Consider the following 25858-nt stretch of genomic DNA (forward strand, 5'->3'; position numbering starts at 1 on the left):
GGTCGCCGCCGGTGCGCTGGGACTGGGTGGCCTGCCTGGAGGTGCTGGAGCACCTGCGCGACCCGTTCCGGCTGCTGGAGCGACTGATGACCAGCGCGGTGCACGGCGTGGTGATCACGACCCCGAACCCGGACGTCGTGGACGTGCCCGCGATGGACCCCACCCACGTCACCCCGATCACCCGGCAGCAACTCGCCGACGCCGGCCTGTACACCTCGCTGCACAACCTGTACGGCACCGACGGCGACGGGATCTGCGGCGCCTGGTACCGGGAGGCGTCCACCTGGTGGAGCGCGAGGTCGCCGTCGAGGAGTTCACCGCAGGAGGGGCGTCGTGATCAAGGAAGGGGCGCACACCTTCATCGCCGGGCGCGGCCCGGTGAAACCGTTCCTGGGCAAGTACGCGCCCAAGCGGGCGGACGTCTTCGAGGTGATCGAGGCCCGGTTCGCCGCCGCCGGACTGGCCGGCCTGCGCTACCGGCCGCTGCGGATCGAGCTGGAGATCACCACGAAGTGCAACGACTCCTGCCCCTCGTGCGGGATGGGCGCGCTGCCGCTGGCGCAGGGCATCACGCTGACCCCGGACCAACGCGCCCGGTTCGTCGACGAGTTCGACTCGATCGGCCTGCCGACGGCCGCGATCACCGGCGGTGAGCCGTTCGTCGCCCTCCACGCGCTCACCCCGCTGATCTCCGCGCTGCGCTCGCGCCGCATCGACGTCTCGAAGCTGACCACCAACGGAGTGTGGGGCGCGCCGCGCCGCTGCGAACGGACCTTCGACCGGCTGGAGCGGGCCGGGCTGTTCGGCAACGAGCTGGTCGTACCGCTGATCATGCTGTCCGTCGGCGAGCAGACCGTGCCGCTGGAGTACGTCGCCCGGATCCTGCACCACGCGGTCACCCACTACAGCGACCGCGAGCTGAACGTCGCCGTCTCCTCCCTCGCCGACCCGGCCGACCGCAACCACCGGATCTACGAGCTGATCGAGGTCTACGAGAAGGCGTACGGCGACTTCCCGCACGACCGCGTCCACTCCACGATGCGGGTCTACCTCAACAACGACCGCCTGGAGGAGCAGAAGAAGGCCGACCGGCCCGGCCGCACCACCGTCAAGCGCTGGATGGACGCCTGCTTCGACTGCTTCGCGCCGACCGTCGGCACGTACGTCCTGCCCTCCGCGCTGCTCAAGCAGGACGGCCGCTGGTACGCCTGCGCCTCCTTCGACGTGCCCGAGTCCCTCGGCTTCGGGAACCTCTTCACCACGCCGCTGCGCACGATCATCGAACGCGCCAACGACTCCGAGTACTTGCGGCTCATCGCCGCCGGCGGCGGACTCAAGGGACTGCACGGCTCGGTGTCGGCCGAGTTCACCGAGAACACCACCTGCGGCGGGTTCTGCGACTCCTGCGGCCTGCTCTCCGACCGCTTCCGCGCCGAACGCGGACTGCCGCCCGCCCGGCCGCTGCCGATCATCCCGCCGCAGGACCTGCTGCGGCGTGTCTCCACCCAGTAGCTCAGGAAGGGGTTCCACCGCAATGACGACACCGACAACCACCGCGCGGATCCTCCGTGGCGCGCTCGCACGGGCGACGGGCACCGCCCCGGATACGCTCCCCGAAGACGGGCACCTGGAGCACGACCTCGGCATCGACAGCCTCGCGCTGCACGAACTCGTCGTGCACCTGGAGCAGCAGCTGAACGTGACCGTCCCGGACGAGGAGGTCGGCCGCCTGGCCACCGTCGCCGACCTGCGCGGCCTCCTCGCCCGACTCGGTCACCCCATCGGAACGGACCCCCGAGTGACCCTCCAGCAGATCACCCCGAAGCAGCGCGGCTACCTGATCGTCAATTCCCACCCCGAGGGCTGCGCCGAGACGGTGGAGCGCGCCTGGCGGTCGATCCCCGCCCGCACCCCTGGCGGCCGCGCCCCGGTCGTGCTGCTGTTGGGCTCCAGCGCCGGGTACGGCCTGTCGATCCTGCTGGCCGGTCTGCGCCGGCACGGTATCCGGGGCGTCGGCGTCGCCTACGAGGGTGCCCCGACCGAGCGCCGCACCGCCACCGCCGGGTGGTACCGCACCGCGGCCACCGCCCGGCTCGCCGCCGAGAACGGCTCGGACTTCGTGTTCCTCAACGCCGACGCCTTCTCCGGCGAGGCCAAGAAGAAGGTGCTCGACCTGGTCGCCGAACGCTTCGGCCCCGTCGACCACCTGGTCTACAGCCTGGCTGCGCCCCGCCGCACCGATCCCGCCACCGGCGAAGTGCACCACTCCGTCATCAAGCCGATCGGCGAGGCGTACGAGGCCGCTTCCCTGGTCTTCCCGGACGGCGGGGCCGCAGCCGTCGGCACCGTGCGGCTCGACCCGGCGAGCGAGGAGGAGCGGCGCGCCACCGTGGAGGTGATGGGCGGCGGGGACTGGCGGCTGTGGGTCGAGGCGCTGGCCGGACGCGGCCTGCTCGGTGACGGCTTCACCACCGTCGCGCTGTCCTACGTCGGCTCCGACATCACCGCCCCCGTCTACCGGCGGGGCACGATCGGCGCCGCCAAGGAGCACCTGGAGGCCACCGCCCGCACCCTGGCCGACGGCGTCCTCGCCGACGGCGCCGGCCGGGCGTTCACCGTGGTAGCCGGTGCGGCCGTCACCCAGGCATCCACCGCGATCCCCTCGATCGCCCTGTACACCTCGCTGCTGCGCGGCGTCCTCGGCGCGGACGGCTGGCGCACCACCGACGACCAGGCCGTCGAGCTGTGGGCCCGGCTGACCGGCGAGCGACCGCTCGGCCTCGACGCGCAGGGCCGGATCCGGCTCGACGGCTGGGAGCTGGACGAGAAGGTCCAGGAGCAGGTCCGGGCCCGGTGGGCCGACCCGGCCGTCGCGTTGGCCGCCGACCCGACCGGGGCCGCCTGGTTCCACCGGCGGTTCCGGGAGCTGTACGGCTGGGACGTGCCCGGCGTGGACTACGCCGTCGGGGTCGAAACCGCGGTGGCCTGGCCCGCTCCGTAGCCCCGGCGGGGTGGGTCAGCGGGCCAGCAGGTTGACGGCGGTGCGGAAGAGCGGGGGGAGGGTGGCGGCGAGGGGGACGATGCGGGGGCCTAGCCAGGGGTGGTGGCGGGTGGTCAGGAGGGCGGAGGTGAGGAGCCGGTAGGGGCGGGTGGCGCGGTGCCAGGCGCGTTCGTAGGCGGCGGGGCGGCCGGTGGTGAGGCAGTGGACGGCGGCCTCGGCGGAGGCCAGGGCGAGGGCGACGCCCTCGCCGGTGAGGGCGTCCAGGTAGCCGGCCGCGTCGCCGACCAGCAGGACCCGGCCGTGCACCCGGGCCCCGGCCCGCTGCCGCAGGGGGCCCGCGCCCCGGACCGGGCCGGCCGGTGCGTCGCCGAGTCGGTCCAGCAGGGCCGGGAAGGAGGCGAGTTGGCGGTCGAACGGGAGGCGGGCGGTGCCGAGCACGGCGACCCCGACCGTCCCGTCCGCGACCGGCGTGACGTACGCCTCGGCGTGCCGCGACCAGTGCACCTCGACCAGGTCGCTCCACGGCCGGACCGCGAAGTGCCGCCGCTGCCCGTACCGGGCCGGGTGCCGGCCGGGGGCGGGCAGGTGCAGGCCGAGCGCGCGGCGGACGGGGGAGTGCAGGCCGTCCGCCGCGACCAGGTGGCGGGCGGTCAACCCGCCGACGGTGACCGAGTGTTGGCCCAGGTGCAGTCCGTCGGCCCGCGCGGTGAGGCGGTGGACGCCGAGCTGTTCGGCGCGGGCGGCGAGCGCGGCGTGCAGGGCGGTGCGGCGCACGCCCAGGCCGTGCCCGGTGCGGAAGCGGGCCTCGGCGGTGCGGGCGCCGTCCGCGGACAGGTAGCGGATGCCCGCGAACGGGCGGCCCCCGACCTCGACGCCCAGCCGCTCCAGGGCCCGCACCGCGCCCGGCATCAGGCCCTCGCCGCACGCCTTGTCGATCGGCGTCGGCCGCGGCTCCAGGACGGTGGTGACCAGCCCCGCGCGGGCGGCGTGGATCGCGGTGGCCAGCCCGGCCGGGCCGCCGCCGACCACCAGCAGGTCGATCACCCGGCCACCCGGCAGCGGGTCAGCGCGGCGTCCTCGCAGCGCAGCCGGGTGGCCAGCAGCCAAGCGTCCAGCACCGTGAAGCAGAGCGCGGTGGCCCACGCGGTGTGCACCAGCGGCAGCGCGAAGCCCTCGACCACCACCGCGAGGTAGTTGGGGTGCCGCAGCCACCGGTACGGGCCGCCGGAGACCAGCGGCAGGCCCGGCACCACGATCACCCGGGTGTTCCAGCGCGGCCCCAGCGTCCGGATGCACCACCAGCGCAGCCCCTGCGCGCCCAGCGCCAGCGCCAACATCGGCCAGCCCAGCGCGGGCAGGAACGGCCGCCCCGCGTACCGGACTTCGAGCAGGCAGCCGGCCAGCAGCGCGGTGTGCAGCACCACCATCGCCGGGTAGTGCCCCCGCCCGTACTCGACGCCGCCCCGGGCCAGGCTCCAGACGGCGTTGCGGCGGGCGACCAGCAGTTCCGCCAGCCGCTCCACGGCGACCAGCGCGATCAGGACGGTGTAGGGGATCATCTTCGACTACCAGCGCAGGAGGACGAGTTCGGAGGCGAAGCCGGGCCCGAGCGCCAGCATCAGCCCGTACGAGCCGGGCGGCGGCGGACCGGCCGCGAGCACGTCCCGCAGGATGTGCAGCACGGACGCCGAGGAGAGGTTGCCGCAGCGCGCCAGCGAGGCCCGGCTCGGGGCCAGCGCGGTGGCGGGCAGGCCGAGTTCCTCCTCCAGCACGTCCAGCACCCGGGGGCCGCCCGGGTGGCAGATCCAGGCCGTCACGTCGCCCGGCTTGAGGTCGTGCGCGGCCAGGAAGGACGCCACCTCCTCGCCCACGTGCAGCCGTACCAGCTCCGGGAGTTCGGCGCCCAGCAGGATGCCGAACCCCGAGTCGCCGACCTCCCAGCCGAGCAGCCGCTCGGTGCCCGGGTACAGTCGGCTGCGGGTCGCCACCACCTCGGGCCCCGTGCGGCCGAGCGCGGCACCGGCCGCGTCACCGACCGCGACCAGCGCGCCCGCGCCGTCCCCGAACAGCGCCGTGGCCAGCAGGTTCGCCGCCGAGGTGTCGGCGCGCCGGAGCGTCAGCGAGCACAGCTCGGTGGCCAGCAGCAGCGCCACCCCGTCCGGACGGCCCGCCAGCAGGTCGTCCACCGCCGCGACCCCCGCCGCCCCGCCCGCGCAGCCCAGCCCGAACAGCGGCAGCCGCCGGACGTCCTCGCGCAGCCCCAGCCGGGACGCCAACCGGGCCTCCAGGGACGGGACCGCGATGCCCGTGACCGTGGTGGAGACCACGAAGTCGACCCGCTGGGAGGGGATCTCGGCCTCGTCCAGGGCCCGCGCGGCGGCCCGCTCGGCGAGCTCGGCGGCGGCCGTCAGCCAGGCGTCGTTGGCCCGGCCGAAACCGCTCAGCTCCGGATAGCGCTCCAACGGGAACGCCAGGTGCCGGAACTCCACCCCCGCCCCCGCGAAGAACCGCTCCGCCAACGCCCCCGCCTGCCCGGCGCCCGGGCGCAGCGCCGCCACCGCCCCGGCCAACTCCCGCTGCCCGTAGCGGTGGGCCGGGAGCACTCCGTGCACAGCCGCGATCCGCGTCACCGGCCCAGAATAGGGAAGATTCGGAGAGAACCGGTCAATTCGCCCGGCCGGGCGCGTCCCGGCCGGTGACGGAGCGTCAACCCCGGGCCGTCGCCGTCGCCGTCGCCGTCGCCGTCGCCGTCGCCGTCGCCGTCGACGTCGACGGGCGGTGCGGGCTGGCGGGCGGGTGCGGGGGCTGTTCCCCTGGACGGGGGCGGGGACGGGGGAGCGGCACTTCAGCCGGTGCGCCGAGCCGTGGTGGACGTGGGGCGTCCCCTACGTGATGCCCGCGCGGACGGCCGCGCGGGCCGGTGGAGACGCCGGGCGTCACAGGCGCAGGGTGTTCCAGCCTCGGGTGATCTCCGCCCGGACGTCGGTCGGCTGACCGGCGGTCAGCAGGGAGAGCAGGGCGGCGCCATCGGCCGGGCGGTCGGCCGGATCGGGGGTGAGGGCGCGGGTGACGGTGGCGGCCAGGGCCGGGTCCAGGGCGTGGACGGCGGCGAGGGCGGACGGTTCGGGGCCGGTGTCGACGATCCGGCGGATCACCCCGCCGGTGCTGGTCGCCGCGAACGGGCTGGCCCCGTGCGCCGCGCAGACCACGCAGCAGGCCCAGGCCCAGACGTCCGCCGCGGTGCCGACCCGTTCCTCGCCGAACTGCTCGGGGGCCATGTAGGTGAGCGTGCCCGGCCCGGCGCCCGTCATGGTCAGGCGGGTGCCGTCGACCAGCGCGGCGATGCCGAAGTCGAGCAGCCGCGGGCCGGCCGAGGTCAGCATGATGTTGGCGGGCTTGAGGTCCCGGTGCACCAGTCCGAGCCGGTGCACGCCCGAGAGCGCCACGGCCAGCGCCAGCGCGAGCGCCCGCAGGGCCTCCGGGGAGCGCAGCGGGCCGAGTTCGCGCAGGTGCGCGTCGAGCGGGCGGCCGTCCAGCAGCTCCATGGCCAGGAACGGGCGACCCGCGTCCACGCCGGTGTCCAGCACCCGGGCGGTGTACGCGCCCGGCACCATCGCCAGCACCTCGGACTCCCGCTGGAAGCGGCGCAGCAGGTCGGGGTCGTCCAGCAGCTCCAGGTTGATCGTCTTGAGCGCGACCTGGGTCGCCGCGCCCTCCCGCCGGGCCAGGTAGACGGTGCCCATCCCGCCCGCGCCGATCCGGCCCAGCAGCTGGTACCCGCCGATGCTGCGCGGCTCGTGCCCGTTCAGCGGCTGGTGCGGGACGGGGGAGTGGACGGGCGCGGGGGCGGGGGAGTGGACGGGGGCAAGGGCGGGGACGGGCGGGGTGTACGCGGTCGCGGGGGCCGTCACCGGCGTGGCGGGTGCGGCTTCGGGGCGCGGGGGGAACGGGACGGCGGCGGCCGGTCCGGTCGGTCCGGTCGGACCGGTCGGTGCGGACAGCGTCGGCAGGCTGCGGGCGGAGAGCAGCGCGACCGCCTGGAACACCGCCCCGGCGGCCAGCACGCCCATCGGCAGCACGAGCACCCCGGCGACGGCGAACAGGCCCAGCCGGAGCAGGCTCCGGCCCCGGACCCGCCCGTCCGCGGCCACCGCGGTCGGCATCCCGGCGGTGAGCAGCGCCCGCCGGGCCAGGTGGGCGAGCAGCAGCCAGAGCGCCAGCAGCACCGCTCCGACGACCAGCACCCGCACCCGCACATCGGCGGAGGCCAGCCCGAGGGCGATCGCCATCTGCCGTGAATCCGCGAACGCCACCGGGCTGCGCAGCAGGTCGAAGCCGTAGTTGGGCCCGGCGAACATCGCCGCCTCCAGCCCGGCCGCGAACACCGCGCACGCCACCACCTCGGCCACCGTCGCCCCGGTGCCCACCGGCGCCGGACCGGACACCGCGGCCGCCGCCCGGCCCCGGGCCTCCCGCTGAGCGCGGCGCAGCAGCGGCAGCGACAGCAGCCGGGCGGCCAGCGCGAGCAGGACGACCACCAACAGGTCGACGGCGAGTTCGCCGTAGTCGGAGGCCCAGTTCGAGGCCGCCTCCGCGAGCGGTGCGGCGATCGGCAGGGCAACGGTGAAACCGGGGTTCCCCACCGTCGGTTCCTCCTTCCGTGGGCGGTCCTGAGCGGATCTGAATGGACCTGAGCGGTCGTGGGCGGCCGTGAACGGGTCGGGGGAGTATACGGTCCGCCGGGCCGCGGCGGGCGGGTGAACTGCCTTTCCCGAATGGGATCTTGACGATTCGTCCATGTCCTCGGCGGCGATCCGCCGCGCACCGCCTAGTCTGGCCGGTGTGAGCAGCGCAGCGGTGGTGACCAGGGCCCGGATCGGGGCGCTGCTGCGCGCCTGCCACCCCGCGCCCTCCGCCGCCGTGACCGCCCTGGCCGCCGCGATGGCCGCGGCGGCCGGGCGCGGCGCGCTCGGCACGGTGCTCACCGCCGGTGCGGTCGGGGCCGGGCAGCTGTCGATCGGCTGGAGCAACGACCTGATCGACCGGCGGCGGGACGCGGACGCGGGGCGGCCCGACAAGCCGCTCGCCGCGGCGGAGGTGACGGCGGGGCAGGTCGCCGGGGCCACCCGTTGGGCGGTGGTGTGCTGCGTGCTGCTCTCGGCGGCCTGCGGGGTCGCCGCGGCGGCGGTCCACCTGGTGGCGGTGGCCGCGGGCTGGGCGTACAACCTGCGGCTGAAGGCGACCGCCTGGTCCTGGCTCCCGTACGCGGTGGCCTTCGCGCTGCTGCCGGCGTTCGTGACGCTCGCCCTGCCCGGACGGCCCTGGCCCGCCCCCGAGGTGCTCGGTGCGGGCGCGCTGCTCGGTGTCGCCGGGCACTTCGCCAACGTGCTGCCCGACCTGGTCGCGGACCGCGCCGCCGGCATCCGCGGCCTGCCCCAGCGGCTGGGCCGCCGCGCCTCGGCGGCCGTCGCCGTCCTCGCCGCGACCGCCGCCGCCCTGCTGCTCGCCCCCGGCTGGCCCGCCCTGGCCGTCACCGCCCCGCCCGCCCTGGCCACCCTGCTCGCCCCGCCCCGCAGCCGCGCCCCCTTCCTGGCGGTGATCGCGGCGGCGGCGCTGGCGCTCGGCCTGCTGCTGCTCGGGGGCGGGCTGCGCGGCTGAGCCCGCGGGCGCCGGGCGGGGCTGTCGGTGGCGGGTGGCAGGATGGCGCGCCGGACCCGGCCATCGGAGGAAGACAGTGCGACAGCGACTCAACCTGATCCTGCTCGGGGTGCGCGACGTCGCCGCCTCGGTGGCGTTCTACCAGGAGCTGGGCTGGCGGCGGTCCGCGGCGGGCTCGGACGGGTTCGCGCTGTTCGAACTGGGCGGCGTCGCGGTCGGGTTCCAGTCCCGGGCGGACTTCGCGGCCGACGCCGGGCTGCCCGACCGGGGGCCGGGCGGCTTCGCCGGCTTCGCCCTGGCGTACGTGGCCCGCAGCGCCGACGAGGTGTACCGGGTCATGGCCAGGGCCGCCGAGCTGGGCGCCGCCGTCACCCGCCCGGCCGGCCCGAACCCCTGGGGGCACAGCGGGTACTTCACCGACCCCGACGGCCACCTGTTCGAGGTGCTGTACGAGGACGGCTGGATCTTCGACGAGCACGACGACCTGGTGCTCTGACCGCGCCGGGCCGTCCCGGACCGCCCGCGCCGCGCCAGGCGGTCAGGCCGAGAAGCCGCCGTCCACCGCGATCACCGCGCCGGTGACGTACCCGGCGTCGGGCCCGGCTAGGTGGGCGACGGTGGCGGCGATCTCGGCCGGGACGGCGTAGCGGCCGAGGGCGGTGAGGCCGCTGATCGCGCTGGCGCCGGGGCCGTCGGCGGGGTTGGCGTCGGTGTCGGTCGGACCGGGGTGGACCAGGTTGACGGTGATGCCGCGCGGGCCGAGTTCGCGGGCCAGGCCCTTGGTCAGGCCGACCAGGGCGGTCTTGGTCATCGCGTACAGGGCGAGGCCGGGGAAGGGGACCCGGTCGGCGATGTTGCTGCCGATGCCGATGATCCGGCCGCCCTCGGGCAGGTGCGCCGCGGCGGCCCGGGCCAGCAGGAACGGGGCGCGGACGTTGACGGCCAGGACGGCGTCGAGCTGCGCCGTGCCGACCCCGTCCAGCGGGCCGGAGGGGAAGGCGGCCGCGTTGCTGACCAGCACGTCCAGTCGGCCGAGCGTGCGCACGGTGCGTGCCACCGCGCCGGTCAGGGCCGCCTCGTCCGCGCTGTCGGCCCGGATCGCCAGGGCCCGGCGGCCCAGTCCCTCGATCTTCCGGGCCACCTGTTCGGCCCGTTCGGCGTCCTGGCGGTAGGTCAGGGCGACGTCGGCGCCCTCCGCGGCGAGCCGCAGCGCGATGGCGGCGCCGATGCCCCGGCTGCCGCCGGTCACCAGGGCGACGTGTCCTTCGAGTCGGTTGCTGTCCATGGCGTCGAGCTTCGTCCGGGCGGGCACCGGGTGCTGGCGGCAATCGGTCGGTGCGTTCCCCCGCGTTCAGGGGCGCGGGCGCGGTCCGCGCAGCAGGGTCTCGGCGTCCTGGTCGAGGAGCAGGCCGGCCACCGCGCGGCCGAGCTTCTCGGGGCCGGCCGGGGTGCCGGAGAGACGGGCCTCGATCTGCCGGGTGCCGCAGGGGGAGGTGATCTGGCCGTGCAGGGTGAGGACGCCGTCGGCGGTGGTGGCGAGGGCGCCGACCGGGACGGAGCAGCCGCCGTGGAGTTCGGCGAGCATGGCGCGTTCGGCGCGGACCTCGGCGTCGGTGCCGGGGTCGCCGGTGCCGGCGAGCAGTTCGCGGGCCCGGGCGTCGTCGGCGCGGACCTGGATGCCGAGGGCGCCCTGCCCGGGGCTGGGCGGGAAGCGGTCGAGCGGGAGGAACTCGGCGGCCTCCCCGGCGCGGCCGAGCCGGTGCAGGCCGGCCGCGGCCACGACGACCGCGTCCAGGGTGCGCAGCCGGGCCAGCCGGGTCGGGACGTTGCCGCGGATCCGCTCGGGGGCCAGGTCGGGCCGCACGTGCAGGAGTTGGGCGATCCGGCGGGCGGCGGAGGTGCCGACCCGGGCGCCGGCCGGGAGGTCGGCGAGGGCGGCCCCGCACAGGGCGTCCCGGACGTCGGCGCGCGGCGGGGAGGGGAGCAGCACCAGGCCGTCGGGGTCGGCGGTGGGCAGGTCCTTGAGGGAGTGGACGACCACGTCGACCTCGCCGCCGAGCAGGGCGGCGGCCTGCCGTCCGGCGAACGCGGCGCCGCCGCCGCGTTCGGAGACCTCGCGCAGGTCGGACCTCCGGTCGAGGTCGCCGTCCTCCAGGATCACCCGGTGGCGGAACACGACGTCCGGGAAGCGCTCGCGCAGCGGGGCGAGGAACTCCTTGACCTGGGCCCGCGCCAGCTGGCTGGCGCGCGACCCCACCACCAGTTCGACCATCGTCGACTCCCGTCCGGAACGCTCACTCTGACGGCATGTTAGCGCCGCGCGAGCGGTCCGGTTTCCGACCGAACGTCGGGAAGCGCCGGGGCGGGAGGCGGGGGACGGGCCCGTCCGAGGGGTGGGACGGGGGCGGCGGGGGGCGGGGTGCCGGCGCTAAGGTGCCTGACATGACCCTGCTGGTGAGCCGCCGCCATGTCGACCATGGCCGTGCCACCACGACGGGGTGTCGCCGCGTCGGCTGACGCGGCCCGTTCCCCTCCCTCCTGCCGAGGGCCGCTCACGCACTCCGCCGAGCGGCTCCGCGCCTTCCTGCCCCGGTGCCGTCCGGCGTCCTTTCCTTCCGCTCCCGGCGGAACACGTCCGACTCCCGGAACAGGACCTGCCATGCGCTCACGACTGCTGCTCCCCGCCCTCGCCCTGGCCGCCGCGCTCGCCGCCACCGCCTTCGGGCCGCTGCCGCCGCAGAACCCGGCGACCGCCCCGAACGGCAACGCCGGGATGCACGGCGACTCGGCGTCCAGCGACACCACCCCGTACGCCGGGCCCGGCACCGGCGCCGTCAACTGGAGCCGCACCGCGCTCGCCTCGGCCTGCCCGACCGTCACCGTCGGCCGGGACGGCTACCCCGTCGCGCTCTGCACCACGATCTTCGGCCAGACCCCGACCGTGCACCTGCTCGACCCGGCCAACGGCAAGGACCTCGCCTCGCTGGAGCTGCCCAAGGGCGCGCTGTTCGGCGGCGTGTACGCCTACCTGGACCAGGACGACCGGCTGGTGGGCGTCGACGGCAACGACAACCTGCTCCGGATCGGCCACCACCGGGCGGGCAGTGGCTGGCAGTTGACCGTCGACCAGAGCACCCCGCTGGCCGGCGCCGTCCCGTCCGGCGACAACATCGTCGGCCTCAGCCCCGGCTGGGACGGCAAGGTCTGGTTCGCCACCGGCGGCGGCGTGATCGGCACCGCCGACACCGCCACCGGCGCGGTGCGCACCCTGGCCACCGGCGAGGGCGTCGCCAACAGCATCTCCACCGTCCCCGGCCACACCGCCGTCGCCACCGACCACGCCCTCTACCTGCTCGGCCAGGCCGCCGACGGCACGCCCGTCGTGCAGTGGCGCGCCCCCTACGACCGCGGCCCCGGCCGCAAGCCCGGCCAGCTCAGCTGGGGCACCGGCGCCACGCCCAGCTTCTTCGGGCCCGGCACCGGCACCGAGTACGTCACCCTCACCGACAACGCCGCCCCGCACGAGAACCTGCTGGTCTACAAGGTCGACGCCGGACCGGCGCCGGTCTGCGCCACGCCGGTGCTCACCAAGTGGGCCGCCAGCGGCACCGAGGACGCGGTGATCGCCTCCGGCCGCAGCGTGTTCGTCACCAACACCTACGGCTACCCGTACCCGGCGCTGCCCGAGGGCGCGCCCGCCAGCGTCCCGTCCTCGGCCTCCTACCAGGGCGGCCTGGCCCGGGTCGACCTGAACGAGAGCGGCACTGGCTGCGCCACCGTCTGGGAGAGCGACGTCAAGTCGGCGGCGCTGCCACGGCTCTCGCTCGGCGACAACCTGATCTACACCGCCACCGTCAGCGGCCCGACCGACTCGATCGGCGCGCAGACCTTCGCCACCTACGCGCACGCCGTCATCGACCCGGCCACCGGCGCCAAGCTCACCAGCACCGCCTTCGGCATCGGACTGCTGTACAACCCGCTCCAGATGACCGGCACCACCGCGCCCGACGGCACCCTCTACCAGGGCACCGAGACCGGCGTGCTGCGCATCACCCGCAAGTAGGGAACGCCGGAAGGGCCCCGGGGGAAGCTCCCCCGGGGCCCTTCGCACGCCCGTCCGGAATTTCCCCCGCCGCCGGGAAGCGCGCCCTACCCGCCGGGAAGCCCGGCTTCCTAGATTCCTCGATGCGACGACGCCGCGACGACGCCGCGATGCCGACACGACAACCGGCCCTGGACGAAACCGAGTTCAACCGAGTTCCCGAGGGGGAGAATGTGGCTGACCTAGAGGTGGGCGTACTGGCGATCGGCGCCGGCCCGGCGAACCTGGCCCTCGCCGCCGCGATCGAGGAGAGCGGATCGGCCGAACTGGCCGAGCGCACCCTGCTGCTGGAGCAGGCCCCGGACATCAAGTGGCAGCGCGACCTGCTGATGCCCTGGGCCCGCAGCCAGGTGTCCTTCCTGAAGGACCTGGTGACGCTGCGCGACCCGCGCAGCCGCTTCTCGTTCCTCAACTTCCTGCACCAGCACGACCGGCTCGACCAGTTCATCAACCTGGGCACCTTCCACCCGCACCGCTGGGAGTTCTCCGACTACCTCCAGTGGGTGGCCCGCTCGCTGGAGAAGGTGCGCATCCGCTACGACGCCCGGGTCACCGCCACCGAGCCGCGCCACGACGCCGACGGCCGGCTGATCGGCTGGCAGGTCACCCTCGCCGACGGCGACACCGTCCGCTGCCGCGACCTGGTCGTCGGCGCCGGGCGCGACATGCACATCCCGGAGGTCTTCGCCGACCTGCCCGCCGAGAAGCTCATCCACAGCGCCCGCTTCCGCAGCCGGATCAACGCCGTCGACAAGGACGCCCCGCTGCGCACCGTGGTGGTCGGCGGCGCGCAGAGCGCCGCCGAGATGTTCATGGCGCTGTACGAGAACCTGCCGAACTCCACCGTCACCATGCTGGTCCGCTCGATCGGCCTGCAGAACTACCAGACCAGCAAGTTCGTCAACGAGCTGTTCTACCCGTCCTTCGTCGACGAGTTCTTCGACGCCCCCGCCGAGACCCGCGCCCAGCTCCTCGACGAGATGCGGTTCACCAACTACGCGGCCCTCGCCCCGCCGTTCCTGGACGAGCTGTACATGCTGCTCTACCGGGAGAAGATGATCGGCACCGGCCGGGCCGAGGTCCGGGCGATGACCGAGGTGCTCGCCGCCCGCGAGGAGGACGGCGAGGTGGTCCTCGACCTGCGCGACCGGCGCACCGGCAAGGTCACCGAGATGCGCTGCGACCTGGTCCTGCTCGGCACCGGCTACGACAGCCGGATGCCGTCCCTGGTCAGGGAGTTGACCGGCAAGACCGGCCTGTCCGACGTCACCGTCAGCCGCGACTACCGGGTCGACCTGGGCACCGGCACCGACGCCGCGCTCTACCTCCAGGGCGTCAACGAGGCCACCCACGGCATCGCCGACTCGCTGATCAGCGTGCTCGCCCACCGGGCCCGCGACATCACCGGCGACCTGCTGGAGCGCCACGGCCTCGCCCCGGCCGGTGCCCGCTGATGGCCGCGCTGCTGGTGATCGCCCCCGGCCCCACCGCCAACGGGGACCTGCACCTGGGCCACCTGGCCGGGCCGTTCCTCTCCGCCGACGTCTGCGCCCGCTACGCCCGCGCCACCGGCCGCGACAGCCTGTTCGGCACCGGCGTCCACTTCACCCAGAACTACATCGTCACCACCGCCCGCCGGCTCGGCGAGGCCCCCGAGGAACTGCGGCTGCGCGCCGCCGAACAGGTCGAGGCCACCCTGGCCGCGGCCGGCATCGTCCCCGACGGCTTCGTCCGCTTCGACGAGCGCTACCTGAAGACCGTCCGCACCTTCTTCGAGCGGCTGCACGGCGAGGGGCACCTGCGGCTGCGCAAGGTGCGCTTCCCGTACCTGCCGGCCACCGGCGAGTACCTCACCGACGCCTACGTCCGCGGCGGCTGCCCGGTCTGCCTGGCCGAGGGCTGCGCCGGGCTGTGCGAGAACTGCGGCCACTGGATCGCCTCCGGCGAACTGCTCGGCCCGCGCTCCACCCGGCACCCCGAACTCCCGGTCGAACTGCGGGAGAAGGAGGTCCTGGTCCTGCCGCTGGAGGAGCACCGGGCCGCCCTCGCCAGCCACTTCGCCCGGCTCGCCCCCACCATGCGGCCCCGGCTCGCCCAACTGGTCGAGGAACTGATGGCCCGCCGGCTGCCCGACTACCCGATCACCCTGCCCATCGACTGGGGCATCCCCGCCCCGTTCGCCGAGACCCCCGGCCAGGTGCTGTACTCCGACACCGAGACGGTCGCCTGGAGCCTGCACGCCATCGCGCTGGCCGCCGAGTCGCGCGGCGAGGTGCCCGGCGACGAGGAACGGCACTGGGCGCTGGAGGCCGGGCCCGAAGTGGTCTACTTCTTCGGCTCCGACGCCAGCTTCGCCTTCGCGCTGGCCGGCACCGCCATGCTGCTGGCCCTCGGCGGGCTCGCCCTGCCCGCGCACTTCGTCACCAACGAGTTCTACGAGCTCGACAGCGACAAGTTCTCCACCAGCCGCGGCCACGTCGTCACCGGACGCCAGCTCACCGCCGAAGTCCCGCGCGACCTGGCCCGCTACTACCTGGCCGTCACCGGACCGGACTTCCAGCGCACCAACTTCACCCGCGCCGCCATGGACCGGGTCTGCGGCCAGCGCCTGGTCGAACCCTGGAACCGGGTCGCCGCCAAGGCCGAGGCGTACCTCGACCGCGGCCCGCTGCCGGTCAGCGACCGCTCCCGGCACGCCGCCGCCCTGATCGCCGAACGCTTCGCGGCCGCCCTGCGCCCGCGCCGCTTCAGCCTCAGCGCCGCCGCGTTCACCCTCACCGAACAGCTCGGCCGGCTCGACCGCTGGGAGGTCACCGACGCCGACGCGGGCGACTTCTGGCACGAACTCGACCTGTTCCTGCGCTGCGCCGCCCCGCTGCTGGTCGACCTCGGCGCCGAGGCCCTGCCCGACCCCGCCATCCCCGCCGAACCGTCCGCCACCACCGCCCTGCCCCGCGCCCTGCCCCGGCTGGCGACCCGCGTGCGCGGCGGCGGACGGTGAGCACCGCCGCCGCCCGGGCGGACAGCGGCACCAGCGGCAGCACGGGCAGCGGCACCACCGGCAGCGCCGCCGCGCACGTGCTGGTGGTCGGCGCGGGCGTCACCGGGCTGCTCACCGCCGTCGCCTGCGCCCGGGCCGGGCACCGGGTCACCGTGCTGGAGCGCGGCCCGCTGCCCAACCCCGACGCCACCTCGCACGACCAGCACCGCGCCCTCCGCACCCTGCTGCCCGGCGACCCCGACGGCACCGCCCGCCGGCTCGCCGCGCACCGCCACTGGGAGGACCTGGAGACCCTGCTCGGCACCGCGCTGTACCGCCGGGTCGGGGTCCTCACCGCCCACCCCGCGGACCGCCTCGACGAACTGCTCGCCGCGGCCGAGCAGGCGGGCGTCCCGGTCGACCTGCCCGCGCCGGACGACCTCCCGCCGCTGGGCCTGCCGCCCGGCACCGTCGGGGTGCGCGAGCGCACCGGCGGCGTGCTGCTCGCCGACCGGGTGCTGCGCGCCGCCGTCCGCTGGCTGACCGCCCGGCCGGGGGTGGCGCTGCGCCCGCACAGCACCGTCCGCTCGGTGTTCACCGGCTCCGGGCGGATCGTGCTGGACACCGGCGAGGTGCTCCGCGGCGACCTGGCCCTGCTGGCCGGCGGCCCGTGGACGCGCCGGCTCGCCGACAGCCCCGTCACCCTGTACCGGCAGACCATGCTCTACCTGGGCCGGCCGGCCGGCGGCGACCGCTGGGACGCCGCCCCCACCGCGGGCGGCCTCGGCCGCGAGGGCCGCGGCTGGGTGCTGCCGCCCGGCGCGGGCACCCTGCTCAAGCTCAGCTCCGACACGGTGTGCCGCCCAGTGGCGGACACCGACAGCGGCGGCGAGGACCAGCGCCCGTACCTGGACCGGCTGGCCGCCGAGGGCGTCCTGCCCGACCTGGAGCGCTACCCCGTGGCGGGCGTCCGGGTCTGCCACTACACCGCGGACGCCGCCACCGGCGGCCCGCTGCTGGCCCGGGTCTCCCCGGGCCTGTGGACCCGCGCCGCCTGCGGCGGCAGCGGGTTCTCCACCGCTCCGCTGGTCGCGGAGCGCATCGCCGAGGCAGTGAGGGAGGCGGCATGACCGACGAAGGGCCACCGATCGGGGTCCTCGACACGCTCCGGGCCACCCCGGCCACCGTCCGCTACCTGCTCGGCGGCGTCCTGGTCAACCAGCTCGGCGCGTTCGTCCAGACCTTCCTGGTGCTGTACCTGACGCACCGGGGGATGTCCGACGGCACCGCGGGCCTGGCGCTGGCCGCCTACAGCCTGGGCACCGTGTTCGGCACCGTGCTCGGCGGGGAGATCACCCACCGGCTCGGGGCGCGCACCGCGATCGTCGCGGCGATGGCCTGCTCCGCGCCGCTGGTCGCGGTGCTGCCGCTGCTGGCCCGGCCCGGACGGGTCCCGGTGCTGCTGGTGGCGATCGCGCTGGCCGGGCTGTGCGCCCAGGCGTACCGGCCGGCCGCCTCGGTGCTGCTCAGCGACCTGATGCCGGAGCGCTACCAGGTGATGGCGTTCTCGATGATGCGGATCGCGCTGAACACCGGCGCGGCGCTCGCCCCGCTGATCGCCGCGGGCGTGATCCTGCTCGACTGGGACCTGCTGTTCTGGCTGGACGGCGCCACCACCCTGGTCTACGCGCTGCTCGCCCACCGGCTGCTGCCCCGGCACCAGGTGCCCGAGCCGACCCCGCAGGCGAAGGCCGAGCGGCGCTCCGGCGGCCGGGCGGCGTACGCGGCGATGCTCCGGGACCGGGCCTACCTGGCCTACCTGGCCGCGGTGGTGCTCGGGACGGTCGCCTACGTGCAGTCCTCGATCTCGCTGCCGCTGGAGATCGTTCACGACGGCTACCCGACCTGGCTGTACAGCGCGGTGCTGACCGCCTCCTCGCTGGTGCTGATCACCTGCGAGCTGAAGATCACCGCGTACATCACCCGCATCCCCACCCACCTGGCGGTCGGCGTCGGCCACCTGGTCAACTCGCTCGGCCTGGCCGCCTACGGGCTGGCCGTGCACTCCGGGGCGTTCGTGCTGTTCGGCGCGGTGCTCGCGGTCAGCGGCCTGATGATCGCCGGGCCCAGCATGTTCGCCCACCCGGCGACCTTCCCGGCCGCGGCCAAGGCCCGCTACCTGGCCACCATGCAGGCCGCGGCCGGGCTGGCCTCGGCGGTCGGACCGCTGTTCGGCGTCTGGGCCTGGACCAGGCTGCACGCCGGGTTCTGGGTGCTGATGGCGCTGGTCAACGGCCTGGCCGGGGTGCTCGCGCTGCTCGGCATCAAGCACCGGGCGGGCCCGGCGGACGCCGAGCGGCGGGACACCGACCCGGAACCCGTGGAGGAGACCGTATGAACGCCCGCCCCACCCCCGCCGGCCCGGTGCTGATCGTCGGCTACGTGGCCTTCGCGGTGCCCGTCGTGGCCGCCTTCCAGGAGACCGGCTCGGTGGTCTACGTCGAGGAGCCGGACGTCGCCCGCAAGCGGCACCTCGCCGAGGCCGTCGAAGGCATCGACTACGCCCGCGGGCTGATCGAGTGGGAGTACCACCTGCCGGGCCGGGCGGACGCCTTCTTCGCCGCCCACCCCGGGCTCGACCCGGTCGCGGTGATCCCCGCCGTCGAGTACGCGGTGCCGTTCGCGGCCCGGCTCGCCGAACGCTACGGGCTGCCCGGGGCCGGTCTGGGCGCGGCCCAACTGCTGCGCGACAAGCACCAGTTGCGGGTGGTCGCGGCTGCCGCCGGGATCGCCAACCCGGCCAGCGAGCCGGTCTCCGACGCCGCCGAACTGGCCGGCTTCCTGGCCCGGCACCCCGGCCCGGCGGTGCTCAAGCCCGCCAACCGGCAGGCCTCGGTCGGCACCCTGGTGGTGCGCGGGCCGGAGGAGGTCGAGGCGGCCTGGGCGTTCGGGCAGGCCCAGGACGAGGGCGTGTTCGTCCCGGACCGGCCGATCGCGGCCGCCATGCTGGCCGAGGAGTACGTCCGGGGGCCGGAGTTCAGCGTCGAGATGCTGGTCTCCGGCGGGCGCCCGGTGTTCGCCAACACCACCGGCAAGCTGCTCTACCCCGGCCGGTACCCGATCGAGGCCGGGCACACCGTCCCGGCCGAACTGCCGCCGGACACCTGCGAACTCCTGGCCGCCGAGACCGAACGGCTGGCCGCCGCCGTCGGCTTCGGCACCGGCGTGCTGCACTGCGAGTGGATCCTCGCCGACGGCGTCCCGGTGCTGGTCGAGTGCGCCGGACGGCTGCCCGGCGACTCGATCACCGACCTGATCGAGGCCGCCTACCCGGTCGACCTCACCCGCGCCTACTACGCGCTGATGCGCGGCGACGACCCCGGCCCGCTGCCCGCCAAGGCCGAACGGGCCACCGCCGCCGCCTTCCTGGCCCCCGACCGGCCCGGCACCGTCACCGCCGTGCATGGCCTGGACGCGGCCGCCGCCGCCGAGGGCGTGCAACTGGCCGTGGTCGGCATCGCCCCCGGCCACCGCGCCGCCGGACTGCGCAGCTCCTGGGACCGGGTCGGCATCGTCACCGCCCTCGCCGACACCCCCGCCGAGGCCCGCCGACTGGCCGACGAGGCCGCCGCACTGGTCCGGTTCGACCTCGACTCCCACGCAGAGGAGGAAGCATGACGGAACGTCAGGAAGCAACACCCGGAACGCTGCTGGTGATCGGCAGCGGACTGAAGGAGTACCGCGAGTACCTGGTCGGCCCGATGAGCCGCCGGGCCCGCGCCGCCGGACTGGAACTGCTGCTGGTCAACAACCTGCGGCCGACCTGGCAGCGCGAGTACTTCGACGAGATCGTGGTCGCCGACGTCTTCGACACCGCCACCATGAACGCCACCGTCCGGGAGATCGCCGCCCGCCGGAACATCGTCGGCCTGCTCTGCTGGGACGAGCCGCTGGTGCTGGACGCCGGCCTGCTGGCCGCCGAACTCGGCGTCCCCGGCCTGTCCGAGCGCGGCGTGCGCGGCGTGCGCGACAAGGACCGCACCCGCACCGTGCTCACCGCCGCCGGACTGCGCCAGCCCGGCTTCGCGCTCACCACCGACCTGGCGGAGGCCCGCGCCGCCGCCGCCCGGATCGGCTACCCGGTGGTGCTCAAGCCGCGCGCCATGGGCGCCAGCATCGGCGTGGTCTTCGCCGCCGACGAGGGCGAGCTCGACGCGGCGTTCGACACCGCGCTGTCCGCCAGCCGGGTCGACCCCGGGCCGTACCGGGCCAGCGTGATCGTCGAGGAGTACGCGGGCGGCCCGGAGATCAGCGTGGACGGCGCCGTCCACCGGGGCGAGTACCTGCCGCTGTTCCTGGCCCGCAAGTACAGCAGCGACGAGCCGTACTTCGAGGAGGTCGGCCACATCGTCGACGCCGCCGACCCGCTGCTCGCCGACCCCGCGCTGCTGGCCGTGCTGGCCGACGCGCACCGGGCGCTGGGCGTCGAGGACGGCATCACCCACACCGAGCTGCGGCTCACCCCGCGCGGACCGCTGATCATCGAGGTCAACGGCCGGCTCGGCGGCGACCTGATCCCGCTGCTGGGCCGGATCGCCACCGGCATCGAGCCCGGCGAGGTGCTGTTCGACGTCGCGGTAGGCCGCCGCCCGCAGACCGCCCCGAGCCGCGCCGCGGTGGCCGGCATCCGCTTCGGCTGCCCCGAACAGGACTGCCGGCTGGAGGAGTTGACCCTCCCGAAGCCCGGCGACGCGCCCGGCCTGCTGCACGCCGCGCCGATGGCCCCGACCGGCACCGTGCTGCGGCTGCCCCCCGGCGGCTACCTGGCCCGGCACTCCTTCGTGGTCTGCGAGGCCGACAGCCTCGCCGCCTGCGAGCAGCGCCTGGCCGCCGCCGCCGAACTGGTCGAGGCCCGGGTCTCCGAGGTCGGCCCGGCCGACCCGCGGGCCCCGTTCGCGATGCCCGCCGGGCTGCTGGACGTGGACCGGTGAGCGCCGCCGCGGCCCTGGACGCCGCCGAGATCCTGCGCCGGGCCAAGGAGTTGGCGCCGGTGCTGCGGGAGAAGGCCCCGGAGATCGAGGCCCACCGCACCCTGCCCGCCGAGGTGGTCGAACTGCTGCGCTCCACCGGCGTGTTCCGGATGTGCTTCGCCCGCGCCTGGGGCGGCCCGGAACTCACCTCGATCGAGCAGCTGGAGGTGGTGGAGGCGCTCGCGTACGGCGACGCCTCGGCCGCCTGGTGCGCGGTGATCGGGGCCAACAGCGGCCTGCTGGCCAACTTCCTGCACCAGTCCGTGGTCAAGGACGTCTACCCCGACCTGGACCTGATCACCGCGGGCGTGCTCGCCCCGGCCGGCCGGGCCGAGCGGGTCCCCGGCGGCTTCCGGCTCAGCGGGCGCTGGTCGTTCGGCTCCGGGATCAAGCACAGCGACTGGGTGACCTCCGGGGCCTTCCTGTTCCAGGACGGCGAGCCCTGGGCCGAGCCCGGCAGCCCGCACGCGCACGACTCCCGGCAGTTCCTGGTGCCCCGCTCCGCCGTCGAGGTCGTCGAGAACTGGGACACCACCGGCCTGCGCGGGACCGGCAGTTGCGACTACACGATGGACGGGGTGTTCGTCCCCGAGGAGCACACCTTCACCTTCTGGGAGGTGCGCGGCACCCCGGGCCCGCTCGCCCAGCCCGACTCCTTCATGCGCGCCCTGTGCGGCGTCCCGCTCGGGGTGGCCCGCGCCGCGCTCGACCACGCCCGCGAGACGGCCACCGCCCGCTACGACCGGATGGCCGGCCGCAGCTGGGCCGACAGCTGGCGGGTGCAGACCGAACTCGCGCGCTGCGAGGCCGAGTTCCACGCCGCCCGGGAGGGCGTGTACGGGGCGGCCCGGCGGCAGTGGGAGGTGCTGGCGGCCGGCGGCACCCTGGACGACCTCACCCCCACCGAGCGGGCCGCCTCCCCGCTCGCCTGGCTGCACGCCTTCCGCACCTCCCGGGCCGTCGTGGTCCGGCTCTACGACCTGCTGCAGACCTGGTCGATCAACCGCTCCTCGCCGATGGACCGCTGGCTGCGCGACACCGCCGTGATGTGCCAGAACCTCACCGCCCAGGACGCGGTGCTGGAGTCGGTCGGCGCCTACCTGCTCGGCCGGCCGCCGCTGTTCCGGATCAGCCTCGGCCTCTCCACCTGACCCGACGCCCCCACCCCCGACAGAGAAGGAGAAGTGACGCGATGACATCGGAGATCCTGCGCCGGGCCAAGGAGCTGGCGCCGGTGCTGCGGGAGCGGGCCCCGGAGATCGAGGCCCACCGCACCCTGCCCGCCGAGGTGGTCGAACTGCTGCGCTCCACCGGCGTGTTCGGCATGTGCTACGGCCCCGAGTGGGGCGGCCCCGGGCTCACCTCGATGGAGCAGACCGAGGTGGTGGAGGCGCTCGCGTACGGCGACGCCTCGGCCGCCTGGTGCGCGGTGATCGGCGCCAACACCGGCATCTACGCCAACTTCCTGGACCAGACCGTCGCCAAGGAGGTCTTCCCGCGCCTGGACCTGGTGGTGGCCGGGCTGCTCCAGCCCGCCGGCCGGGCCGAGCGGGTCCCCGGCGGCTTCCGGCTCAGCGGGCGCTGGTCGTTCGGCTCCGGCGTCAAGCACGCCGACTGGGTGACCTCCGGCGCCTTCCTCTACCAGGACGGCGAGCCCTGGGCCGAGCCCGGCAGCAAGCACCGGCACGACTCCCGGCAGTTCCTGGTGCCCCGCTCCGCCGTCGAGGTGGTCGACAACTGGGACACCACCGGCCTGTGCGGCAGCGGCAGTTGCGACTACACGATGGACGACGTGTTCGTCCCCGAGGAGCACACCTACACCTTCGCCACCCCGCAGGGCCGCCCCGGCCCGCTCGCCCAGCCGGACTCCTTCACCCGGGCGATGTGCGGCGTCCCGCTCGGGGTGGCCCGCGCCGCCCTCGACCACGCCCGCGAGGTGGCCACCACCCGCTACGACCGGATGGCCGGCCGCAGCTGGGCCGACAGCTGGCGGGTGCAGACCGAACTCGCCCGGCTGGAGGCCGAGTTCAACGCCACCCGGGAGGGCGTGTACGGCGCGATGCGCCGGCAGTGGGCGGTGCTGGCGGCCGGCGGCACCCTGGACGACCTCACCCCGACCGAGCGGGCCGCCTCCCCGCTGTCCTGGCTGCACGCCTTCCGCAGCTCGCGCGACGTGGTCGCCCGGCTCTACGACCTGCTGCAGACCTGGTCGATCAACCGCTCCTCGCCGATGGACCGCTGGCTGCGCGACACCACCGTGCTCGTCCAGCACCTGGTCGCCCAGGACCGCATCCTGCAGTCCGCCGGGGCCTACCTGCTGGGCTCCGAGCCGGAGTTCGGCATCAGCCTCGGCCTGGTCTGAGCCCCGCCGTAACCGAGCCCCCGCCGCGGACCAGCCCGCGCCGCAGCCGAGCCCGCGCCGCAGTTGCGCCCCCCGCCGCCAACCCCCAAGGGAGGGAACCCCGATGAGCAGACTCGTCCTGCTGGTCAACCCGAACAAGGTGCATCCGCCGATCGCGCCGTACGCCCTCGACGTGCTCACCACCGCGCTGGAGGACGACGGCTTCGAGGTGGAGGTGCTCGACCTGACCTTCCGCCGCGACGACTGGAAAGCCTGCCTGCACGAGTACTTCGCCGAGCGCTCCCCGATGCTGGTCGGGGTGACCGTCCGCAACACCGACACCGTGTACGCCTTCGAGCAGCGCCCGTTCGTCGGCGAGCACCGGGAGATCATCACCGAGATCCGCCGGCACACCGACGCGCCCGTGGTCGGCGGCGGGATCGGCTTCTCCACCATGCCGTTCGCGCTGGTCGAGTACTTCGGCATCGACTACGGCGTGAAGGGCCCCGGCGAGAAGATCCTCTGCGAGCTGGCCGCCGCGATCGCCGAGGGCCGCGACACCGCCGGCATCCCCGGCCTGATCCGCAACACCGCGCGCGGCGCCGTCCGGGTGCCGCCCGCCGTCCTCACCGTCCGCCACGGCAAGCCCCAACCCGCCGAGGCCACCGGGCAGTTCGAGCCCCGGGTCTGGCAGGTCGACCGGCTCTCGGTGTACCGGCGGCGCTCCGGCGTGCCGCGCCGGGTCGACAACCTGGAGTACTACCGGCGCGGCGGCCTGGGCTCGATCCTGACCAAGAACGGCTGCGCCTACCGCTGCTCGCACTGCGTCGAGCCCGACGCCAAGGGCACCCGCTACGGGCAGCGCGAACTCGCCTCGGTGGTCGACGAGATGGAGTCGCTGGCGGCCCAGGGCATCCTGGACCAGCACACCACCGACAGCGAGTTCAACCTGTCCATCGCGCACGCCAAGAACCTGCTGCGGGAGGTGGTCCGGCGCCGGCACGCCGACCCGGACAACCCGCTCAACCAGCTGCGGCTCTGGGTCTACTGCCAGCCCAGTCCGTTCGACGAGGAGTTCGCCGACCTGCTGGCCGCGGCCGGCTGCCGGGGCGTCAACGTGGGCAGCGACCACATCCGCCCCGAGGTGCTCAGCGGCTGGAAGGTCACCGAGAAGGGCGGCACCTACTACACCTTCGCCGACACCGAGCGGCTGGTGCGGCTGTGCCACGAGCGCGGCATCCTCACCATGGTCGAGGCGCTGTTCGGCATGCCGGGGGAGACCCCCGAGACGGTCCGCGCCTGCGTGGACGCCTTCATGGCACTGGACGCCACCGTCACCGGCTTCTCGCTCGGCCTGCGGCTGTTCCCGTACACCCCGATGGGCATCGACATCGCCGAGCGGTGCGCGGGCGTGCGCACCGTCCCCGGCCTGCAGTCCAACACCGCGGACGGCCCGATCGTGCTCAAGCCGCTGCGGATGTGCGCCTCCCCGGCCGAGTACGAGCGGCAGTTCATGTTCGACGAGCACGGCAACTTCCGGCTGGTCTGCTACTTCTCGCCCGACCTGCTGCCCGACCCGGCCCGGGCCGCGGACCCGGCCGAGCGCTGGCACGGCGCGGTCACCGACCTGTGGGCGCTGATCGACCCGGCCGACCACCACCGGGTGATGCTGCCCACCGTCGAGGGGATGAGCGAGCACGACAACAACTACGCCGACAACCCCTTCCTCACCAGCCTGGGCGGGCTCGGCTACACCGGCGCCTTCTGGTCGCACTGGCGCGGCCGCGAGGAGATCATGCGCAAGGCCCGGGAAGCCGCCGCCCAATCGTCACATCTGCCAACTCCTGTATGACATTGCGCACTTGAGGTGCCGGTTTGATCGGATCATGATGAGATAACGGAATCATCACTACCCGTGATCATCCGCTGCCGTACCGCTGCCCTACCGCCGCCGCAGGACCGCCGCACCGCCGCACCGCCGCTGCCACGCCGCGCACCACCCGCCGCACCACCACACGCCGCGAGGGGACGATGAACCAGCACGGGACCACCGCACCGCTGACCGTGCTGCTCGCGGACGCCCAGCCCGCCGTCCGCCAGGGCGTCCGCTCCATGGTGGAGTCCGGCGGCGGCGCGGCGGTGGTCGGCGAGGCCGGCACCACCGGCGAAGTGCTCGCCGCGACCTCCCGGCACCGGCCCGACGTGCTGGTCCTCGACCCGCAGATGGACGAGGGCACCGGCATGCGGATGATCAGCCAGGTGCTGCGGCTCACCCCCGAGACCGGCGTCCTGGTGTTCAGCCCCCTCGACGACGACAAGGCCGTCGCCGCCGCCTTCCACGCCGGCGCCCGCGGCTACCTGGTCAAACGCGCCACCGCCGACCAGATCGTCCGCGGCATCCACGCCGTCGGCGCGGGCGAGGCCATCCTCGACCGCGCCATCGCGGCCCGGCTCGGCACCCTGATCGGCGTCGGCCCGCGCCCGCGCAGCTACCCGTTCCCGCAGCTCAGCGACCGCGAACGCGAGGTCCTCGAACACCTCGCCGCCGGGCGCTCCAACACCTTCATCGCCCGGGAACTCGCCCTCGCCTCCAAGACGGTCAGCAACCGGATCTCCGGCATCCTCGGCAAGCTCGGCGTCGCCGACCGCGCCCAGGCCCTGGTCCTCGCCCGCGACGCCGGCCTCGGCCACGCCGCCGCGGCCCGCTGACCCGCGCTCCCCCCACCTCCGCCCCTTTGCCACCGCC

At 75.0% G+C, this 25858-nt stretch carries 21 protein-coding genes; 15 read left to right on the forward strand and 6 right to left on the reverse strand.

Going from position 1 to position 25858, the window contains the following annotated elements; genetic code table 11:
* Nucleotides 1-333 precede the first annotated feature (333 nt).
* Nucleotides 334-1512, forward strand: coding sequence for a radical SAM/SPASM domain-containing protein (locus ACIP60_RS27590; RefSeq protein WP_400688983.1), 1179 nt, complete (start codon nt 334-336; stop codon nt 1510-1512).
* Between the two features lie 22 nt (nt 1513-1534).
* Nucleotides 1535-3001: a phosphopantetheine-binding protein gene (locus tag ACIP60_RS27595; protein WP_400688986.1), complete on the forward strand. Its 1467-nt coding sequence runs from the start codon at nt 1535-1537 to the stop codon at nt 2999-3001.
* 15 nt (nt 3002-3016) lie between these two features.
* Here the strand turns inward: ACIP60_RS27595 and ACIP60_RS27600 are convergent, their stop codons facing one another.
* From ACIP60_RS27600 to ACIP60_RS27615, 4 genes are all read right to left on the reverse strand, one after another.
* A complete protein-coding gene (locus ACIP60_RS27600; protein WP_400688988.1) occupies nt 3017-4045 on the reverse strand; it encodes an NAD(P)/FAD-dependent oxidoreductase in 1029 nt (342 codons plus the stop codon).
* The gene (locus ACIP60_RS27605; protein WP_111554369.1) at nt 4042-4560 is read right to left on the reverse strand and encodes an isoprenylcysteine carboxyl methyltransferase family protein; all 519 of its coding nucleotides are present in this window, start codon (nt 4558-4560) and stop codon (nt 4042-4044) included. The genes ACIP60_RS27600 and ACIP60_RS27605 overlap by 4 nt, the downstream gene beginning before the upstream one ends.
* 6 nt (nt 4561-4566) lie before the next feature.
* Complete coding sequence (locus ACIP60_RS27610) at nt 4567-5631, reverse strand: type III polyketide synthase (RefSeq protein WP_400688992.1); 1065 nt, start codon at nt 5629-5631, stop codon at nt 4567-4569.
* A gap of 306 nt (nt 5632-5937) precedes the next feature.
* Entirely contained in the window at nt 5938-7644 is a 1707-nt protein-coding gene (locus ACIP60_RS27615; protein WP_400688994.1) for a protein kinase, read from the reverse strand.
* Between the two features lie 199 nt (nt 7645-7843).
* Here ACIP60_RS27615 and ACIP60_RS27620 point away from each other — a divergent pair, with 199 nt between their 5' ends.
* A complete protein-coding gene (locus ACIP60_RS27620; RefSeq protein WP_400688997.1) occupies nt 7844-8659 on the forward strand; it encodes a UbiA family prenyltransferase in 816 nt (271 codons plus the stop codon).
* 76 nt (nt 8660-8735) lie between these two features.
* The gene (locus ACIP60_RS27625; RefSeq protein ID WP_111554366.1) at nt 8736-9155 is read left to right on the forward strand and encodes a VOC family protein; all 420 of its coding nucleotides are present in this window, start codon (nt 8736-8738) and stop codon (nt 9153-9155) included.
* A 42-nt stretch (nt 9156-9197) separates the two neighbouring features.
* On the opposite strand, the gene ACIP60_RS27630 is transcribed toward ACIP60_RS27625, so the two are convergent.
* Both ACIP60_RS27630 and hemC read right to left on the reverse strand, forming a co-directional pair.
* A complete protein-coding gene (locus ACIP60_RS27630) occupies nt 9198-9944 on the reverse strand; it encodes an SDR family NAD(P)-dependent oxidoreductase (RefSeq protein ID WP_400689001.1) in 747 nt (248 codons plus the stop codon).
* Nucleotides 9945-10010: 66 nt separating this feature from the next.
* Nucleotides 10011-10931 (reverse strand): hydroxymethylbilane synthase, encoded by a 921-nt coding sequence (hemC, locus tag ACIP60_RS27635; RefSeq protein ID WP_400689004.1) that lies wholly within the window; start codon nt 10929-10931, stop codon nt 10011-10013.
* Nucleotides 10932-11318: 387 nt separating this feature from the next.
* Here hemC and ACIP60_RS27640 point away from each other — a divergent pair, with 387 nt between their 5' ends.
* The 11 genes from ACIP60_RS27640 to ACIP60_RS27690 all read left to right on the forward strand — a co-directional run bounded on the left by ACIP60_RS27640 (nt 11319) and on the right by ACIP60_RS27690 (nt 25821).
* Nucleotides 11319-12722: a hypothetical protein gene (locus tag ACIP60_RS27640; protein ID WP_100835564.1), complete on the forward strand. Its 1404-nt coding sequence runs from the start codon at nt 11319-11321 to the stop codon at nt 12720-12722.
* A 212-nt stretch (nt 12723-12934) separates the two neighbouring features.
* A complete protein-coding gene (locus tag ACIP60_RS27645; RefSeq protein WP_400689007.1) occupies nt 12935-14215 on the forward strand; it encodes a SidA/IucD/PvdA family monooxygenase in 1281 nt (426 codons plus the stop codon).
* A complete protein-coding gene (locus tag ACIP60_RS27650; RefSeq protein ID WP_400689009.1) occupies nt 14215-15762 on the forward strand; it encodes a class I tRNA ligase family protein in 1548 nt (515 codons plus the stop codon). Before ACIP60_RS27645 ends, ACIP60_RS27650 begins: the two co-directional genes overlap by 1 nt.
* Nucleotides 15759-16871: an NAD(P)/FAD-dependent oxidoreductase gene (locus ACIP60_RS27655; protein ID WP_400689013.1), complete on the forward strand. Its 1113-nt coding sequence runs from the start codon at nt 15759-15761 to the stop codon at nt 16869-16871. Before ACIP60_RS27650 ends, ACIP60_RS27655 begins: the two co-directional genes overlap by 4 nt.
* Nucleotides 16868-18139, forward strand: a complete 1272-nt coding sequence (locus ACIP60_RS27660; RefSeq protein ID WP_400689016.1) for an MFS transporter — start codon at nt 16868-16870, stop codon at nt 18137-18139. Before ACIP60_RS27655 ends, ACIP60_RS27660 begins: the two co-directional genes overlap by 4 nt.
* Nucleotides 18136-19419: an ATP-grasp domain-containing protein gene (locus ACIP60_RS27665; RefSeq protein WP_400689019.1), complete on the forward strand. Its 1284-nt coding sequence runs from the start codon at nt 18136-18138 to the stop codon at nt 19417-19419. Before ACIP60_RS27660 ends, ACIP60_RS27665 begins: the two co-directional genes overlap by 4 nt.
* Complete coding sequence (locus tag ACIP60_RS27670) at nt 19416-20732, forward strand: acetyl-CoA carboxylase biotin carboxylase subunit family protein (protein WP_400689022.1); 1317 nt, start codon at nt 19416-19418, stop codon at nt 20730-20732. The genes ACIP60_RS27665 and ACIP60_RS27670 overlap by 4 nt, the downstream gene beginning before the upstream one ends.
* On the forward strand, nt 20729-21922 hold the full coding sequence (locus ACIP60_RS27675; protein WP_400689025.1) for an acyl-CoA dehydrogenase family protein: 1194 nt from the start codon (nt 20729-20731) through the stop codon (nt 21920-21922). The genes ACIP60_RS27670 and ACIP60_RS27675 overlap by 4 nt, the downstream gene beginning before the upstream one ends.
* A gap of 41 nt (nt 21923-21963) precedes the next feature.
* On the forward strand, nt 21964-23133 hold the full coding sequence (locus ACIP60_RS27680; RefSeq protein WP_400689028.1) for an acyl-CoA dehydrogenase family protein: 1170 nt from the start codon (nt 21964-21966) through the stop codon (nt 23131-23133).
* A gap of 103 nt (nt 23134-23236) precedes the next feature.
* The gene (gene tsrT / locus ACIP60_RS27685) at nt 23237-24964 is read left to right on the forward strand and encodes a tryptophan 2-C-methyltransferase (protein WP_400689031.1); all 1728 of its coding nucleotides are present in this window, start codon (nt 23237-23239) and stop codon (nt 24962-24964) included.
* 179 nt (nt 24965-25143) lie between these two features.
* Nucleotides 25144-25821 (forward strand): response regulator transcription factor, encoded by a 678-nt coding sequence (locus ACIP60_RS27690; RefSeq protein ID WP_111554354.1) that lies wholly within the window; start codon nt 25144-25146, stop codon nt 25819-25821.
* The last annotated feature ends 37 nt before the right edge of the window (nt 25822-25858 follow it).

It is taken from the genome of Kitasatospora sp. NPDC088783 (genome assembly GCF_044750705.1).
Lineage (GTDB): Bacteria > Actinomycetota > Actinomycetes > Streptomycetales > Streptomycetaceae > Kitasatospora > Kitasatospora fiedleri.

Excerpts from the sequence above, each read along its gene's own strand:
- ACIP60_RS27595 (WP_400688986.1), top strand. The coding sequence starts at position 1,535 with ATGACGACACCGACAACCACCGCGCGGATCCTCCGTGGCGCGCTCGCA.
- ACIP60_RS27605 (WP_111554369.1), bottom strand. The coding sequence starts at position 4,560 with ATGATCCCCTACACCGTCCTGATCGCGCTGGTCGCCGTGGAGCGGCTG.
- ACIP60_RS27630 (WP_400689001.1), bottom strand. The coding sequence starts at position 9,944 with ATGGACAGCAACCGACTCGAAGGACACGTCGCCCTGGTGACCGGCGGC.
- hemC (WP_400689004.1), bottom strand. The coding sequence starts at position 10,931 with ATGGTCGAACTGGTGGTGGGGTCGCGCGCCAGCCAGCTGGCGCGGGCC.
- ACIP60_RS27640 (WP_100835564.1), top strand. The coding sequence starts at position 11,319 with ATGCGCTCACGACTGCTGCTCCCCGCCCTCGCCCTGGCCGCCGCGCTC.
- ACIP60_RS27650 (WP_400689009.1), top strand. The coding sequence starts at position 14,215 with ATGGCCGCGCTGCTGGTGATCGCCCCCGGCCCCACCGCCAACGGGGAC.
- ACIP60_RS27660 (WP_400689016.1), top strand. The coding sequence starts at position 16,868 with ATGACCGACGAAGGGCCACCGATCGGGGTCCTCGACACGCTCCGGGCC.
- ACIP60_RS27665 (WP_400689019.1), top strand. The coding sequence starts at position 18,136 with ATGAACGCCCGCCCCACCCCCGCCGGCCCGGTGCTGATCGTCGGCTAC.
- ACIP60_RS27670 (WP_400689022.1), top strand. The coding sequence starts at position 19,416 with ATGACGGAACGTCAGGAAGCAACACCCGGAACGCTGCTGGTGATCGGC.
- ACIP60_RS27680 (WP_400689028.1), top strand. The coding sequence starts at position 21,964 with ATGACATCGGAGATCCTGCGCCGGGCCAAGGAGCTGGCGCCGGTGCTG.
- tsrT (WP_400689031.1), top strand. The coding sequence starts at position 23,237 with ATGAGCAGACTCGTCCTGCTGGTCAACCCGAACAAGGTGCATCCGCCG.
- ACIP60_RS27690 (WP_111554354.1), top strand. The coding sequence starts at position 25,144 with ATGAACCAGCACGGGACCACCGCACCGCTGACCGTGCTGCTCGCGGAC.